Genomic DNA, 17,264 nt, shown 5'->3' on the forward strand with positions numbered 1-17,264 from the left:
CTATGCTTGATTAAGTGTGAGTTTCTACTTTATTGCGATGGAGAGCAAGCTGATGTTAGTAAGAACACGATTATCAATGGTGTCGTTATTTATACTGGGGGTACTCGCTGGATGCGGAAGTGACTCTAAGAAAAAAAGCGTAGAACCTGAAATCATTAAACCTGCAGAACTCACTGCAGATGAAATTAGAGAGCACATTGTATCTCAAGTAGGTGGATTAAATAACTTAACCGTTCCGGCAACCAATGAAGCCATTCCACTTCCTAACGTTCCTGATAATAAAGATTATTACATTGAAACAACGGAAGAAAAACGCTTTCTTGGCAAACAATTATTTCATGACTCACTGAGAACCGTTCGTCTGCGTCCTGAGTTTGGTGGCAGGCAAGAATTAACACAATCGGGATCTTGCGGCAGTTGTCACTTTGGCGAGGTGGGTTCAAAAGCTGGCACACAAATTAACTTTAATGTTGGTGGAGAAGGCCGAGGCTACACTGATGCTGAGGGCAACTATACTCCTCGCCGTCGAGCTCGTATGGACATACTTGAAACCATTCGTCCTGAACCTCTATTCGAAGGTGACTTGCGCGTCGACAGAGTGCCAACGCTCACTGACGTCTATGAGAACGTCGTTGGAATTCCATCCGTTCCTCAGTTCATCGATGAACCTGGTGCTTTAATTCACTCAGGGCGCTTTGATGCCGTCGATAGTGTAGGACGAAATGCGCCAAGTATCGTTGGGACAGCGTATAACAACCGACTTTTAGGCGGCGGATTTGCAGGCGAACCAAGCAGTAATCCAAGAGCCATTAACCCCGATGACGATCCTGCACAAGAAAACATTGCACTGTTATTACTTGATGCGCACAGAATGCTTGAGACTCAATCCTCTGTGATTCGAGAGATACCTGGTTATGTCGAATTGTTTAAACGTGCCTTTCCTCGTGAAGCAAGAGCAGCTGAGGCACTGGACAACATTGGCGAGCTGATTAATGATGGAACCATCCTTCGTGCGACTGCGACCTTTATGCGGACGGTAATCACTCGTAATTCTCCATGGGATCACTTTTTAGCTGGGGACAATGAGGCATTATCACCATCACAATTGCGCGGTGCGAAACTGTTTTTCACCAACGCAAAAGAAGGTGGTGCAGGTTGTATGAGCTGCCATTCAGGCCCAGCCCTTAATAAGCAAATTAATGACCCTAACTTGATGGGAGTAGGTGGATTCATCGAACAGAACTTCTTTAATTTAGGATTATCTGATCATCCACTTCAAGCATTGAATCGCCATGTTAGAAGCGACCCTAATTATCGTGATGAAGGCCGTATGGAAATTACAGGCAAAGAGGAAGATGCTCATAAATTCCGCACGCCAACATTGCGTCAATTAAAAGGAAGCCGTGTTTTTTTCCACAGCGGGGAGTTCACATCAATAAAAGATGTCGTGAACTACTTTAATGCAGGACAACCTCAAGACAGTATCACAGGTAACTCGCCAACATTAAGTGAGCGTTTTACTCATCCGAGAGGAGAAGGAAGTGAGAGAGGTCTAGGGTTATCTGAAAATGAGATCAATGATCTCGTTAGCTTCCTTGAAGATGGTCTGTACGATGACGCCTTTGTTAATTACGACTCTAATTCGACGACAGATACATTCCAGCTTAATGAAAAAGATGTCACATATTCAGTTCATCGCCCATTTTTGACTAATGCTGGTGTTGAGGATGGTTTTGTTATCAGTGGAATGGCACAAAATAACAATGACCCTCTCACACGTCGAGATGCTGGCATGGAGTTTTTAGATGTCACAAACAAAGCTGAAACAGCGTTGAGCCAACGTACAAGGGAAAGTAGTGAACAAAGAGATGAGTTAACAGTTAAGAACATCAGTGATTACTTCATCGATACTCACTTATTGGTCATTGTTGAAGGTCTTCCGGATGGTGTGAAGCTAGAGAATGCCAGTGGCAAAACCGAAGAAAGTCAAAAACCATACTTAAGACTGTTTTTAGAGGATGGTGTCATCAAACCTAATGCATCTACAAAGTTTGAACTGGTATTCACGGATGACCGTGATGCCGACAATCAATCAACTATCGATGATTATGTATTGACCCTCAAATCAGGCCAAGGTAATCCTTAGCATTATTTTCCTTGCCTAATAAAAAACCCAGCATAAGCTGGGTTTTTTGACAAAGGTTCCGAGCGTAAAATTAACGCTTAGAGAATTGTCTCTTACGACGTGCTTTACGGAAACCAACTTTCTTACGTTCAACTTTACGAGCATCACGGGTAACGAAACCAGCAGCACGTAGAGTAGGACGAAGAGTTTCGTCAAGTTGCATTAGAGCACGAGTAATACCGTGACGGATCGCACCAGCTTGACCAGTAGTACCACCACCTTTAACAGTGATGTTTAGGTCTAACTTTTCTAGCATTTCAACCAATTCTAGAGGTTGACGAACTACCATGCGAGCAGTTTCACGACCGAAATAAACGTCCAAAGAACGGTTATTTACTGTGATGTTACCACTGCCTACTTTTGCAAATACGCGAGCAGTTGAAGTTTTGCGACGGCCAGTGCCGTAGTACTGAGTTGCAGCCATTAGCTTAATCCCGTTTAGATATCAAGAACTTGAGGTTGTTGTGCAGCGTGGTTATGTTCTGCGCCTGTGTAAACTTTAAGTTTACGGTACATAGCGCGGCCCAAAGGACCTTTAGGTAACATACCCTTAACTGCTTTCTCGATGATCATTTCTGGCTTGTGAGCTTGTAGCTTTTCAAAGCTAATTTGCTTGATGCCACCTGGGAAGCCTGAATGCGAGTAGTACGTCTTGCCTTTTGCTTTGTTACCAGTAACAGTAACTTTCTCAGCATTGATCACGATGATGTAATCACCAGTATCAACATGAGGAGTGTATTCTGGCTTATGCTTTCCGCGTAAACGAGCAGCGATTTCAGTTGCAATACGACCTAAAGTTTTACCTTCAGCGTCTACAACATACCAGTCACGAGTTACAGTTTCTGGTGTAGCAGTAAAAGTCTTCATTTACAAAAACCCAATGTTATATGTTGTTTCACACATTATTAGCCGATGCTAGTAATGTAAAAAGTGCCTTCGATGTTGCCCCTTCGAGCAAACGAAATGGCTTAATAATCCGCTAATTAAAACGGTTTAACGTGGGCAGGCGCAAGATTGTACTAGAAGATGAGTTAAAAATCATCTGTTTTTTTCATAGTTCGTCATGCTCAATGTGGCTTTTGTTGAACCTTTAGAGGAGTTACCAACAAATCTGTATTTTCTAGCCGCTAAGCTAGGTTTTCTTGCCTATTAAGCTTGAGCTCGCTTGAAAACAATATTAACGCAAACCAAATAAAAGCAAACGCTATCGCCTTATCCCAAGTTATCGCTTCGTGTTGCCAAAATAATCCACAAAAAAACATTAGTGTAGGCGACAGATATTGAAGAAATCCAAGTACAGTGACGGGTATCTTTACTATTGCGCCAGTAAAACAAATCAGAGGTATTGCAGTTAAAATACCTAATATCATAAAGCTTATTTGAGTGATAAAAGAGTAGTGAAATGTTTGCCAATGACCAGAATATAACTGCCATCCCGCATACATCAGTAGCACTGGTAGCAGCAATATTGCTTCAATCAAAAGTCCGAGCCTGACATCAATTTTTATCGCTTTTCTCAATATGGGATATAAACTCGAAACCACAGCCGTGATTAATGCAAACATTGGTAAGTACCCAAACACACTGGCTTGAATTGTGACCCCCACAAAAGCAAGAAAAATCGCAACCCATTGATGTCGTGATAGCGTTTCTTTATAAAAAACGACACCGAGTAATGACGTCATTAATGGCATCATAAAATACCCTAAACTCACCTCTAATGTTCTTTGATGGTTCACGGCCCAAATAAACACCGTCCAGTCGATTACGAGCAAAATAGCAGTACAGAACAGTATCAATATGAGGGTTGGTTTATCTAATACGTTTTTAATTTGTTTAAAAAACCTGAGAGAGAAAAGTGATAAGAATAACAGTAGCCATAAGCTACGAAAAAAGACTAAGTCTGTAGCCGTCGTCTGCCCGACCAAAGTATAAAAAATGGGACCTAAGCCCCAAAAAGTGTAAGCGCACAAAGCCAATAACAAGCCCTTATCAAACTCTGTTATTCGCATATACCCTCAGAAACAATAAGTTAAAAGAATAACTTATCAGCTTTAATGAATAAAAAGCTGAATCGTAACTGACAATTTGCAGCTTTTCTTATCTGAGCTAAACGTTACCCTTGAAAGAATGTCATTTTTTGACTGATGCTACGGTAGGTGCTCTAGCGCTAAATAATCATGAGACTGCATTTCAATTAAGCGTGAACGGCAACGTTTAAATTCAAAATTGAGCTGACCCTCTGTATAAATATCCTCAAGAGACACTTCTGCAGAAATGATTAACTTCACATTACGCTCATAAAATTCATCGACTAAAGCAAGAAATCGACGAGCGATATCATCACCCGTTTGTTGAGAGCCCATTTGCTTAACACCACTTATCATAACGGTATGATAGAGACGAGCTAACTCCATATAATCAGTCTGACTTCTTGGGCCATCACAAAGTGCAATAAAATCAGCCATCAACACACCTTGTGAATGCTGGCGAATTTCAATACTTCTTCCCTCAATTTCAATCTTGCCAGTATCAACTTCCGACTCCGATGCCAGTTTTGCGAAGTAGTCAGTAAGATTGGTTTCTGCTTGTTGATCTAACGGGTAATGGTAAATCTCTGCTTGTTTCAAAGTCCGTAGGCGGTAATCGATACCTGAATCCACATTTAAGACGATACAATTGGCATTTAGCTCAGCGATTGCGGGTAAGAATCGTGCTCGTTGTAGACCATTTTTATATAAGTCGTCTGGAATAATATTTGAAGTTGCGACCAATACAACACCACGTTGAAATAATTCTTGGAAAAGTGTTCCCAGCAACATAGCATCAGTAATGTCTGACACGAAAAATTCGTCAAAACAAATGATTTTATACTTTTTTGACATGTCTTCAGCAATGACTTTGAGTGGGTCTTGTATACCGGTCAATGCTTTCAAGTCATGATGAACTTGATGCATGAAGCGATGGAAATGAGCACGTAATTTTTGTTCGAAAGGAAGCGCATCGAAAAAGGTGTCCATCAAATAAGTTTTACCTCGGCCGACTCCTCCCCATAGATACAAGCCTTTGACTTTAGCTTGTGATGAATGCCCAAACCAATTCAACACCTTCTGCCATCCTAAAGCACTTTGTTGTGCTTCAAGCAGGTCATCATAGACTTTTTGTAACGCCTTTACGGCCTGCTCCTGTGCAGAATCATGATTAAAGTCATCTCGTTTAAGGTCTTGCTTATAATGCTGCAGGGGCGTTAATTTCGACACTACTGAACTTCTCTTCGATAAAGATTAAAACGTCGCAATGTTAGCACGAGTTTGAAAAAGAAATATGTTTTTACATTTAGTCTGCTGATTTTTAGCGAATAACTTGATATTTCTTGAATCGACACCTATTTATACTAGTAGGTTAATTCTTCTGCGGCACTGTTTATGCGCAAATATTCAGCATCAAATACCTGATTTCTGAAACTTTGTGAACTTTGTTAATACAGCCCGGTCGGAATTATAAATACCTTGAAAAGTACTTTTACAATCGTAAGCCAGAAATTACTTTTCAAGTATTGAAATAACTTGGACGAGAGTGGATTTTAAGTAACCCTTTTAAGGCGCTACTTTTCAATAAGTGCCTGACGATAAGTTCTTTGAAAATTATTGTGTTCAGGTTTAGTGCAATACAAGACGCAATGTAGGGCGCATAGCTGTAGCTATGTAACCGAAATTGCAACGCCGTAGAGTGCTGAAGCTGGACACAAGGAAATCTTAAGAAACTTATGGTCAGGTACTTAAACACTCATCATCTAAAACTTTGAACGTTTTTGGAGCAACAAATTGATGAAGACAAAACTAACTGTCCTATCAGCTGCCGTTTTAGGAGCTGCACTAACGCTGACCCCTGCAATTTCTCAAGCATCAATACCACAATCTGTCGATGGACAAGAGATGCCGAGCCTTGCACCTATGCTACAGAAGGTGACGCCAGCAGTGGTTTCAGTCAACGTTTCTGGTGTTCAAGTTTCTAAGCAACGTGTACCTGATGTTTTCCGTTACTTTTTTGGCCCTAATGCACCACAAGAGCAAGTACAAAAACGCCCATTCCGCGGTTTAGGCTCTGGCGTCATTATCGACGCAAAAAAAGGTTATATTGTTACCAACCACCACGTAATTGATAATGCTGATGATATTACTGTTGGTCTAACTGATGGCCGTGAAGTACCTGCGAAATTAATTGGTAGTGATTCAGAAGCGGATATTGCATTACTGCAAATCAAAGCTAAAAACCTCTCTCAAATACAACAATCTAACTCTGACAATCTACGCGTTGGTGATTTTGCAGTAGCCATTGGTAACCCGTTTGGACTGGGACAAACCGTCACATCTGGCATTGTTAGTGCTTTAGGCCGAAGTGGTCTAGGCATCGAAATGCTAGAGAACTTTATTCAAACAGATGCTGCGATTAACAGCGGTAACTCAGGTGGTGCTTTAGTAAATCTACGTGGTCAACTCATCGGGATTAACACAGCAATTGTTGCACCAAGCGGTGGTAACGTCGGTATTGGTTTTGCCATTCCAGCAAACATGGTACATAACCTAGTAAGTCAAATCATCGAGCACGGTGAAGTTCGCCGAGGTATCCTTGGCGTCACAGGCGGAACCTTAACCAGCGAGCTTGCAAAAGGTTTCGGTCTGGATTCTCAACACGGTGGCTTTGTTAATGAAGTTCAACCTGACAGTGCTGCCGATAAAGCAGGCATTAAAGCTGGGGATATCATCATAAGTGTGAATGGTCGTAAGATTAAATCCTTCACAGAACTTGCCGCAAAAGTATCTACACTGGGCGCTGGTGCGAAAGTTGAATTAGGTATTATTCGTGACGGTAAGAGCAAAACCGTAAATGTAACTCTGGGCGAAGCAAAACAAGTACAAGAAAAAGGTGCTGGTGAACTACACCCAATGTTGCAAGGTGCAGCGCTTAAAGATACTCGAAAAGGCGTAGAGATCACAGAGGTCGCTTCTGGCTCACCAGCCGATGTAGCGGGTCTTCAAAAGGGCGATGTAATTGTTGGTTTAAACCGCAAGTCAGTTAAGAACTTGAAGGACTTACGCAAAAGACTGAAAAATAAAGAAGGTCAGGTGGCGTTAAAAATTGCCCGCGAAGGTAATTATTTATACTTAATACTTAAATAAAACTGATTTCTTTCTATCCCAGAGGAGGCTTATGCCTCCTTTTTGTTTTATATCAATAACATCTATACCCGGCCACCATTTTGATTCATAGGCCGACTCTGGTAGACTTTTGAGTTCTTCTGTAGGTTTATGGATTGCTGGGCCAATATGTTTTTTAAGAATTCACTGATATACATCACTAAAGCCATCGCCTTCGGTTTGATCATGGCGACCGTGGTGATTGTGTTGTCATCTTCCTTAGGGCAAAAGCTAAAAATAAACGAATGGTTTGGCCGTGAGAATGTCTCTGAGCATTTATCTTTTGCCAAAGCTGTACGAAAATCCGCCCCAGCTGTAGTTAATATTTACAGCATCAATATTGTGCCTGCACGTGGCTCCTCGTCAAAAACCTTACAGTCAAGATCAAGGTTACAGGGGTTAGGATCAGGCGTTATTATGCGTAAAGACGGTTTAATCCTAACTAACTATCATGTCATTCAAAAAGCCGATGAAATTGCAGTGTTACTTCAAGACGGTCAGCAATTTGAAGCTGAAATCATCGGTATGGATCCAGCAACCGATCTTGCAGTACTTAAAGTGAATGGCACTAATTTACCTGTTATAAAATTTGATGTTAAGAGCATGCCGCAAGTTGGTGATGTTGCTCTTGCCATTGGTAACCCATACAACTTAGGGCAAACCATCACTCAAGGCATCATAAGTGCTACTGGTCGTGCTGGATTAAGCGCTGGTTATCAAGAGTTTTTACAAACCGATGCAGCTATTAATGCAGGAAACTCTGGCGGTGCACTCATTGATACTAAAGGGAACCTCATTGGAATAAACACTGCTGCATTTCGTGTAAGAGGTGAAAACGAACAATCTCTTGGTTTTGCAATTCCAATTAAGCTTGCTTATGACGTGATGAGTAAGCTCGTAAAATACGGTCGAGTGATTCGCGGAGAGATTGGCTTTAATGGTGGAGCTGTTGCTGCCAATCCAAAGCTCGCACAAATACTAAGGCTACCAGATCTTTCTGGTGTGCTGATCCAAGGTGTTGACAGAAACAGCAGTGCCTACTCGCATTTAATGGTTAACGATGTTGTTATTGCCTATAACGGTGAGAAAATCCCTACAGGCGTACAAGGTACTTGGATGTTGAGAGATAGAATTGCTGAGAGTAAGCCAGGTTCAAAAGCTAAAATTACCATTATTCGTAACGGCAAAGAAATGACGACAGAAGTGAATGTAACCGAAAAGCCGACGATACCGTTAAACGTGAGATAAATACAAAAACACCAGCTTGCTGCTGGTGTTTTTCATCAATAAGATATCAAAGATGTTAGTAGAACGAATGCTCACCACGTTCGTGTTCTGTGGCATCTTTTACGGCCGTTAACTCACCAGGGAATTGTTCAAGCAATTGCTTTTCAATTCCATCTTTCAAAGTTACGTCAACTTGAGCACAACCGTTACAACCACCACCGAACTGGAGAATCGCTTCACCTTCTTCTGTTATCTCTAACAATAAAATGTGGCCGCCATGACTCGCTAACTGCGGGTTGATTTCAGCCTGGATCATATACTCAATACGATCTTTTAATGGTGCATCATCATCAACTTTTTTAACTTTCGCATTAGGTGCTTTCAGTGTGAGTTGAGAACCTAATTGGTCCGTAACAAAGTCAATGCTCGCCTCTTCTAAAAAAGGAGCGCTCTTTTGATCAACCTTAGCATTGAAGCCATTAAACTCCAACGAAATATCATCGTCTTCAACGGCATCTGGAGGACAATACGACACGCCACATTCTGCTTGAGCAGTACCTGGACTGATCACAAACACCCGAATATCTGTACCTTCAGGCTGATCTTTCAATAACTTAACAAAGTGTTCTTGTGCTGATTCAGAAATGCTAATCATTCAAACCTACTTCTTCAGGCTATACCTGAGTGTTTTACTTGGGAATTGCGCCATGATAACAATTTTAGCACTGATTTGACCACCTTATATCATCGACATTAACTAATTCGATGATAAATTTAATAACACATTTCCATTTCACATCTAAATTACGAACTGGTAACTTAGCCGCATAAAAATTCAAAACAAAAAGAATGAACACACTATGATTAAGCCTCTCACACGCTCATTACTATGCGGTGCATTATTGTCCGCAGGTTTTAGTCTGTCAGCTCACGCTGACATAAAACGCACCTTTGATTTGCCTGATGCACAATATTTGCAGCAACTGCCTACACCTGAAACTTTATTAGGTTACCCACTAGGAAAATGGCACTTACGCCATGACCAGCTTAACCAATACATTACTGAGCTGGCCGATAAAAGTGACCGAGTTTCAATGGAAAATACAGGTTATTCACATGAACAACGTCAACAGTTGTCCTTAGTGATTTCTTCAAAAGCCAATCAACAAAATCTAGATAAAATTATCAAGGCTCGTGGTCAGGTTAAAAACGGGAAAGGCTCAAAAGGCCCTGTTGTTATCTGGTTAGCCTATTCCATCCATGGTGATGAAGCCAGCGGCTCACATGCGGCAATGGCATTGAGTTATTACCTAAGCGCCAGTAAAGAGAAGTGGGTACAAGATTTACTCGATGATGCAATCGTGATCATCACTCCTAGCCAAAACCCTGATGGAATGGATAGATTTGCAACTTGGGCGAACAACAACCGCAGTAATACTCTTAATGCCGATCCGAACAATCGTGAACATCACCAGCACTGGGCTCGTGGCCGTTTAAATCACTATTTAGCTGATTTAAATCGAGATTGGTTGTTCTTACGTCACCCTGAATCACAAGGTCGTGTCGCATTATTCCATAAATGGCAACCGCATTATGTGGGCGATTTTCATGAAATGGGCCACCGTTCAAGTTACTTTTTCCAGCCTGGTGTACCAAGCCGCACTCATCCACTGACACCACAAAAAAATCAACAATTGACCGATAAGATCGCCAATTATCATCGTGCAGCATTGGATAACTTAGGTCAGCCTTATTACAGCAAGCAGTCTTTTGATGATTTCTTCTACGGTAAAGGCTCGACTTATCCTGATATTAACGGTGCTATCGGTGTTCTGTATGAACAAGCCAGCGCTCGTGGTAAAGCACAAACCTCAATGAATGGTGTGGTAACTCTAGAGCGTGCGATTCAAAACCAATTCGCAACTTCACTTTCAAGCTTAAAAGGCGCATTCGCCGTTAGAAACGAGTTGCATCAATATCAAAACGACTTCTTTGCCGATAAAGCCTTCAAGTCAGGCAGTCAAGATGGCTGGTTAATTACAACAAGAAGTGACCGCCAACGTCGTGATGTATTTGTTGAAATGCTTAAACAACATAAAATCAAATTTTCTTACTTAACGTCTAATGTGAGAGAAAATAAACAGAATTTCACGCCAAATGACAGCTTATTCATACCAAGCCAACAACCTCAAGTTGATTTAGTTGCCGCATTATTTGATAAACGTACAACGTTTAAAGACGCCACTTTTTATGACGTCTCAAGCTTCGATATGGCAGCCGCATTTAATTTAACTGTCGTTGATGATGCAAGTCTATCCGCTAAAAAGCTTACTGCATCTATGCCTACTCACAATAATGTGAAAATAAATGATGACAGTGTAGCCGTCTTAATTGATTGGCAACAAGGAAGCGCTGCTCCTTGGCTTCAACAAGTATTATCACAAGGGGTTATTGTTAAATTCACTCAAAAACCGTTTGTTGTAAATACCAATCAAGCGTTTGGTGCGGGTAGCTTACAGGTCAATTTGACTCAAGATAATTTAACTCGCAAGCAAATTATTCAAATACTCGAAAATGCAGCTCATACACACTCAACTCTGCTTGCCCAAGTAAACACTTTTGCAGCGATCAGCGGTGGTGATTTAGGTAGCCCAGATGTGCAGCAAGTACTACCTGTAACACCATTATTGCTCACCGATGGCAGTACAAACCCAATGGAAGTAGGTCAAGCCTGGAATTATCTGGATAATACTTTGCGGATGCCTGTAACGCTATCTGATACTCGCAGATTAAATCGTATCAACACTAACCATTACAGTCACATTATTATGGCTCACGGCAGTTATGGCGAGCTCGGAGACAAACAAGCTGAACAATTAAAAGCTTTTGTGCGCCAAGGTGGAACCATCATTGCGATGAAAAGTGCCAATAGCTGGTTGAAAAAACAAGGACTAATTAAAACTGATTTATTTGACCGTAAGCAAGCTGATGCATTGTTTGATACCGACGGATTGAGTTTTGCGGATAGAGCAGATCTACGTGCGAAAAAAACCATCGGCGGTGCAATTGTTAACCTTGACCTCGACTTAACTCACCCGCTAAGTTTCGGTTTAAACAAGCCAGAACTGAAAGTTATGAAAAAAGGTACATTGGCGTTCAATCAACCAAGCAAGCCTTTTATTGCCGCAGCTGATTACAGTAAAGACGCGTTATCGAGCGGCTTTATGGCTTCAGAGTATCAATCGGTTTACCCGAATAAATCCGCATTTATTGTTGAAAGAATTGGGCGTGGTCGTGTGATTGGTTTTGCCGATAATCTTCTATTTAGAAATATCTGGTTAGGTTCAGAGAAAGTTGTTGCTAACGCTTTGTTCTTTGCACCGAGCTCTCTCTAAATACGTACAAATTAGAGCACGAAGACTGAAAGTATTCAGTCTTCGTTTCTATCTCTCATCTCTTTTTTAATCATGCGTAAATTGAAAGGAGTTGCTTTTTAAATCTACCAAATAAAATTTTTACGATTATCTAACTATCTAGCCTTCACTTCTGGCGCTTCAGCTCGAGCTAAACACCACACTTGCACATCAATATTTTGCCTTTGAAAGCATTGGGCAATTTCATTAACCGTTGTCCCAGTAGTAACCACATCATCAACCAGAGCAATACGTTGATATGCAAACTCATCATTCAAATCGAATGCCTCATTGATGTTTTTTCTTCTTTGCTTTCCATCTAATCCGGCTTGCGCCTGTGTGTCTTTTACTCTTATGAGGACGTCATCAATTAAAGGGAGGTTCAATAATTGACTCAATTGCGAGGCGATTAACCACGCTTGATTATAACTGCGTTGTTTCAAACGATTAGGGTGGAGTGGCACAGGAATGATCGCTTGCGGCAATGAGTACCAAGGTTGCTGTTGCAACTCTAAAACGCTTTTAGCTAATTCGCCACTTAATGCTTTTAATACGGCGAATTGCTTCTGGTATTTCATCGCCGCAATCCATGCCCCTAAACCATCATGATAACTACAAGGCGCAATAATTTTTATCGGTTCTGACTTTTGGCATCCGCCACAATAAGGCAAAAAGCAAGGCTCTCCGGGTTCGGCAACATTGATACCACACCCTAAACAAACTGCCTGTTGATATATGCCAGTTTGCAAGCAAACTGCGCATATGCCTTGTTCATCACTGAGCAAACTTTGGCGACAAGCAATACAACGATTTGGCAGAAGTCTGAGCAGTGACTTTAGTCCGTATTGCCACACTCTTTGCATTGAATTTTCGATATAATGTCACTCCATTGAATTATTTCGAGCACTATTAATGACACATTCTCCACTTCATATCGAGTCTATTGGGCAAGGGAAAGATATCGTGATGCTTCACGGCTGGGGAATGAATAGCGGTGTTTTTACACCGCTGCAATCAGAATTAGCTCACTTTCGAGTACACTATGTAGACCTACCCGGTTATGGCTATAGCCAGCCTAAATCAGGAAGCATCAATGAGTGGGCCAAACTGATCGCTGAAAACACACCGAAAAATAGCGTCTGGTTAGGGTGGTCATTGGGAGGGTTAGTGGCTAAAACCGCAGCGTTATATCACCCTGAACATGTTAAAGCACTCGTAACTGTTGCATCATCACCCTACTTTGTTGCAGAACCTCAAAATCAGTGGCCAGGGATTGATACTAAAGTACTGACGACGTTTGCCAATCAGCTCAATTTAGATGTAAAAACAGTCATTGAACGGTTTCTTGCGATTCAAGCTATGGGCAGCGAAACCGCAAAGCAAGATATTAAGTTGCTAAAAGAGCACGTTTTGTCACGCCCATTGCCAGATAAAGCCGCACTAGCCCAAGGTCTGCAATTTTTAGAACACGTGGATTTACGTAAAGAGCTTGAACACATTTCACAACCTTGGTTACGTATGTGGGGCAGGCTCGATGGTTTAGTGCCTCGTCAATTACCTCCAAAAATGCCACGCCATCATGATGGTGTTACGGATCATGTCATCAAAAAAGCGTCCCACGCTCCTTTCTTCTCACACCAACAAGAATTCAGTGAAGTCCTGCTTAACTGGTTAAAAAACCTTTAAAAATATGGTAAACACGACTATTATTCATACTATCAAGGAGCAAATGTAGCGTTAGGATAATCGTCATGGCTATCATTACCAATTACCCAAATGTCCCTATTGTGACCACCAATGTTGCAACAGATTCAGTACGTAATGATAATGAACACAAATCCAGCGTTGCACCCACAGACAAGGTCAACAAGCTTCATGAAGAACGTGCAATTGATCCTGAAAAAGAGCATGACTCCAACCAGCAACATCATGAACAACAACATCGACAATCAGCATCTAAAGAAGAAGATGATGTCTCCCTTTCTGAAGAGTTAGAAAAAGAAAGTATAAAAGCACAGGAAATGCTGGCGGTTAAGTATGCGGCCCTATCGCGTAAAGATATCAAAATTTATGCAGAAGCGACTGACGCAAGCAGCAATGAAACATGTGACGTCTCTGAAAATGAAAACGCCCTCAATCAAGAAGACGTTAAACAAATCAAAAAAAATCTAAATTCCGCGTATCAAACTCAAGAAAGCAAACCTAAATCTAAATTGAGTGAATGGGGTTAACCACTTACTCAATCAGAATCACTACTTCTTCATCTTGGCAAACGCTTCAGCAAAGGCATTGCCCATCGCTTCATTTTTTTGCTGTTTAGGCTTGTGAGAATGTGATTTCTGACCATGATTTTTATGTTGCGGTTTTGAATTTTGTTTGTGATTACTCGCTTGCTTTTGTTGTCCAGCCTGTTCATCTAACCGCATGCTTAAGCCAATTCGCTTGCGCGCAACATCCACTTCCATAACCTTCACTTTAACCACATCGCCCGCCTTCACAATCGTATGTGGATCACTAACAAACTTGTCCGTTAATGAAGATATGTGGACAAGACCATCTTGATGAACACCAACATCTACGAAGGCACCAAAGTTCGTCACGTTAGATACCACGCCTTCTAGGATCATGTTGAGTTCCAGATCCTTGATCTCTTCAATACCTTCTTTAAATGTCGCGGTTTTAAACTCACCACGAGGATCACGTCCAGGCTTATTCAGCTCACTAATGATGTCATTAATGGTTAAATCACCAAACTGCTCAGTCACAAACGTCTTAGATTCAATACCCTTTAACAAATCACTATTACCAATTAAATCAGCAACGCTAACCTGTTTGTGCTCAGCGATTCGTTCAACGACATTATAAGCCTCAGGGTGAACTGAAGATGCATCCAGTGGATTTTTACCATCGCGAATTCTTAAGAAACCTGCAGCTTGCTCATAAGCTTTAGGGCCTAAACGAGCGACTTTCAATAGTTGTTTACGATCACTAAAGGCACCATGCTCATCACGAAACGCCACCACATTTTTCGCTAACGTTTTATTCAACCCTGCTACTTGCGCCAACAAGGCCATTGATGCCATATTTAAATCGACACCCACAGAGTTAACACTGTCTTCAACCACAGCATCCAAAGATTGTGATAATTGGCTTTGGTTTACATCATGTTGATATTGACCTACACCGATAGACTTCGGCTCGATTTTAACCAGTTCAGCCATTGGGTCTTGCAGACGACGAGCAATAGAAACTGCCCCGCGTAATGACACATCGAGATCTGGAAATTCTGCAGCAGCCAATTCAGACGCAGAATATACCGATGCCCCCGCTTCACTCACCATAACCTTGGTAACTGATGGGTGTTTTTCTTTCACTGCTGCAATGACTTCTGACGCCAATTTATCCGTTTCGCGAGAGCCTGTCCCATTACCGATGGCTAACAGCTCAACCTTATGCATATTCACTAAATTAGCTAGGGTTTTAACCGACTTATCCCATTGCTTTTGCGGCTCATGCGGGAAAATCGTTGTGTGCGCTACCAGCTTGCCGGTTTTATTTACAATGGCGATTTTTACGCCTGTACGTAAGCCTGGGTCGAGCCCCATTGTTGCTTTTGCGCCAGCAGGTGGTGCCATCAATAAATCATTCAAGTTACGGGCGAAAACTTTAATCGCTTCGGACTCTGCACGCTCACGTAATGATGCGATAAACTCGTTTTCCATTTGAAGTGCAATTTTTACGCGCCAAGTTGCGTTCACTACTGTTTTTAACCACTGATCTACAGAAGAATCACTGAACTTAAGGTTAAAATGGTTGGCAATAATGACTTCACAATAACTGCCAAGCTTCGCCTCTGAGTTTGGGTCTGCATTCATTGAAATTGAAAGTAACCCTTCATTACGTCCACGCAGCATGGCCAATGCTCGGTGGGATGGCACTTTTTCCATCAACTCAGAATGTTCAAAGTAATCACGGTATTTAGCTGCGTCTTTCTCTTTACCTTTAACTAGCTTACTTTCAAGAGTGCAGTGATTAGTTAATTGCTTACGGATCTTTTGCAGCAAGTCTGCATTTTCTGCAAAACGCTCCATTAAAATAAATCGAGCGCCATCTAATACCGCTTTAACATCTGCAAAGCCTTTTTCCGCATTTATAAATTCAGCCGCTTTAGCTTCAATATCCGCTGTGCGATGTTCAAATAAGAAATCTGCCAGAGGCTCAAGTCCTGCTTCAATCGCAATTTGTCCTTTGGTACGACGCTTTGGTTTATATGGCAGATATAAATCTTCAAGGCGAGTTTTAGTATCCGCTTGCTTAATTTGCACTTCTAATTCTGGCGTTAATTTGCCCTGAGCTTGGATACTAGACAACACCACTTCACGACGTTCATACAAATCTCTTAAATAACCTAAACGTGAATCTAATGTCCTCAATTGAGTATCGTCTAACGCGCCTGTAACCTCTTTACGATAACGGGCAATAAACGGTACAGTTGAACCTTCGTCTATGAGCTTGATGGTGGCGTCAACTTGGTGTTTTGAGACATTCAATTCATCGGCGATGATCTGAGAAATGGTTTGCATAAACTCTCGTTCTTTATAACTGCAATTTAATGAGGGCTAACCATATCACAATCGTTTTGAAAATTTTATCTTTGTACTTTATTCGCTCAACTAAAGAACAACCGGATTGATCTTAAGCTGATTTTTGACGATCCTGTTACTAACTTTTACACCGGAATGACACCATTGCGAACAAACTTGATTACGCCTGAAGGCATGGAAAAGCTCAAAAAAGAACTCGATCATCTATGGCGAGAGTACCGGCCAGAGATAACTAAAAAAGTGGCTTGGGCTGCTAGCCTTGGTGATCGCTCTGAAAATGCTGACTATAAAGAAAATAAGCGCTTACTTCGCCAAATTGATAGTCGAGTGCGCTTCTTAAGAAAACGTATCGAAGCACTGACAGTGGTTCACCACGCCAAAGAGCAACAAGGCAGAGTGTTCTTTGGTGCAACCGTTGAAATTGAAAATGAGCAAGGCGAGACGCTTAAATTTCGAATTGTAGGGCCAGATGAAATTTACGGTGAAAAGGATTACATATCGATTGATGCACCAATGGCGAGAGCATTGCTTAAAAAAGAAGCGGATGATGAAGCAGTTGTTATTACGCCAAATGGAGAGCAGCTTTGGTTTATCAATAAGATTGAATATACCTGAAAGGCATCCATGCCTTAATAAC

General features: G+C 41.5%; 14 protein-coding genes. 7 read left to right on the forward strand and 7 right to left on the reverse strand.

Annotated elements, in window-relative coordinates:
* Positions 1-52 precede the first annotated feature (52 nt).
* Positions 53-2,146, forward strand: a complete 2,094-nt coding sequence (locus AC1EU2_RS05665) for a cytochrome-c peroxidase (RefSeq protein WP_480297006.1) — start codon at positions 53-55, stop codon at positions 2,144-2,146.
* A gap of 70 nt (positions 2,147-2,216) precedes the next feature.
* On the opposite strand, the gene rpsI is transcribed toward AC1EU2_RS05665, so the two are convergent.
* The 4 genes from rpsI to zapE all read right to left on the reverse strand — a co-directional run bounded on the left by rpsI (position 2,217) and on the right by zapE (position 5,445).
* A complete protein-coding gene (gene rpsI / locus AC1EU2_RS05670) occupies positions 2,217-2,609 on the reverse strand; it encodes a 30S ribosomal protein S9 (protein WP_129946061.1) in 393 nt (130 codons plus the stop codon).
* A gap of 14 nt (positions 2,610-2,623) precedes the next feature.
* Positions 2,624-3,052, reverse strand: coding sequence for a 50S ribosomal protein L13 (gene rplM / locus AC1EU2_RS05675; protein WP_129946062.1), 429 nt, complete (start codon positions 3,050-3,052; stop codon positions 2,624-2,626).
* Positions 3,053-3,312: 260 nt separating this feature from the next.
* On the reverse strand, positions 3,313-4,197 hold the full coding sequence (rarD, locus tag AC1EU2_RS05680) for an EamA family transporter RarD (protein WP_480297007.1): 885 nt from the start codon (positions 4,195-4,197) through the stop codon (positions 3,313-3,315).
* Between the two features lie 138 nt (positions 4,198-4,335).
* Positions 4,336-5,445 carry a cell division protein ZapE gene (zapE, locus tag AC1EU2_RS05685; RefSeq protein ID WP_480297008.1) on the reverse strand — a complete coding sequence of 370 codons (1,110 nt, stop codon included), beginning with the start codon at positions 5,443-5,445 and terminating at the stop codon, positions 4,336-4,338.
* A gap of 567 nt (positions 5,446-6,012) precedes the next feature.
* On the opposite strand from zapE, the gene AC1EU2_RS05690 reads away from it, so the two are divergent.
* A complete protein-coding gene (locus tag AC1EU2_RS05690) occupies positions 6,013-7,365 on the forward strand; it encodes a DegQ family serine endoprotease (protein WP_480297009.1) in 1,353 nt (450 codons plus the stop codon).
* A 147-nt stretch (positions 7,366-7,512) separates the two neighbouring features.
* On the forward strand, positions 7,513-8,631 hold the full coding sequence (locus AC1EU2_RS05695) for a trypsin-like peptidase domain-containing protein (RefSeq protein WP_480297010.1): 1,119 nt from the start codon (positions 7,513-7,515) through the stop codon (positions 8,629-8,631).
* 55 nt (positions 8,632-8,686) lie between these two features.
* On the opposite strand, the gene nfuA is transcribed toward AC1EU2_RS05695, so the two are convergent.
* Positions 8,687-9,265 carry a Fe-S biogenesis protein NfuA gene (gene nfuA / locus AC1EU2_RS05700; protein WP_129946068.1) on the reverse strand — a complete coding sequence of 193 codons (579 nt, stop codon included), beginning with the start codon at positions 9,263-9,265 and terminating at the stop codon, positions 8,687-8,689.
* Positions 9,266-9,470: 205 nt separating this feature from the next.
* On the opposite strand from nfuA, the gene AC1EU2_RS05705 reads away from it, so the two are divergent.
* On the forward strand, positions 9,471-12,005 hold the full coding sequence (locus AC1EU2_RS05705; RefSeq protein ID WP_480297011.1) for a M14 family zinc carboxypeptidase: 2,535 nt from the start codon (positions 9,471-9,473) through the stop codon (positions 12,003-12,005).
* Between the two features lie 134 nt (positions 12,006-12,139).
* Here AC1EU2_RS05705 and AC1EU2_RS05710 read toward each other — a convergent pair whose 3' ends face one another.
* The gene (locus tag AC1EU2_RS05710; RefSeq protein ID WP_480297012.1) at positions 12,140-12,886 is read right to left on the reverse strand and encodes a ComF family protein; all 747 of its coding nucleotides are present in this window, start codon (positions 12,884-12,886) and stop codon (positions 12,140-12,142) included.
* A 49-nt stretch (positions 12,887-12,935) separates the two neighbouring features.
* Between AC1EU2_RS05710 and bioH the strand changes: the two genes are divergently transcribed.
* Together bioH and AC1EU2_RS05720 are read left to right on the forward strand one after the other, a co-directional pair.
* A complete protein-coding gene (gene bioH / locus AC1EU2_RS05715) occupies positions 12,936-13,709 on the forward strand; it encodes a pimeloyl-ACP methyl ester esterase BioH (protein ID WP_480297013.1) in 774 nt (257 codons plus the stop codon).
* Between the two features lie 65 nt (positions 13,710-13,774).
* Positions 13,775-14,254, forward strand: coding sequence for a hypothetical protein (locus tag AC1EU2_RS05720; protein WP_480297014.1), 480 nt, complete (start codon positions 13,775-13,777; stop codon positions 14,252-14,254).
* Positions 14,255-14,275: 21 nt separating this feature from the next.
* On the opposite strand, the gene AC1EU2_RS05725 is transcribed toward AC1EU2_RS05720, so the two are convergent.
* Positions 14,276-16,606: a Tex family protein gene (locus AC1EU2_RS05725; protein ID WP_480297015.1), complete on the reverse strand. Its 2,331-nt coding sequence runs from the start codon at positions 16,604-16,606 to the stop codon at positions 14,276-14,278.
* 165 nt (positions 16,607-16,771) lie between these two features.
* On the opposite strand from AC1EU2_RS05725, the gene greB reads away from it, so the two are divergent.
* A complete protein-coding gene (greB, locus tag AC1EU2_RS05730) occupies positions 16,772-17,242 on the forward strand; it encodes a transcription elongation factor GreB (RefSeq protein ID WP_480297016.1) in 471 nt (156 codons plus the stop codon).
* The last annotated feature ends 22 nt before the right edge of the window (positions 17,243-17,264 follow it).

The organism is Parashewanella sp. 2304DJ23-3, from assembly GCF_056591695.1.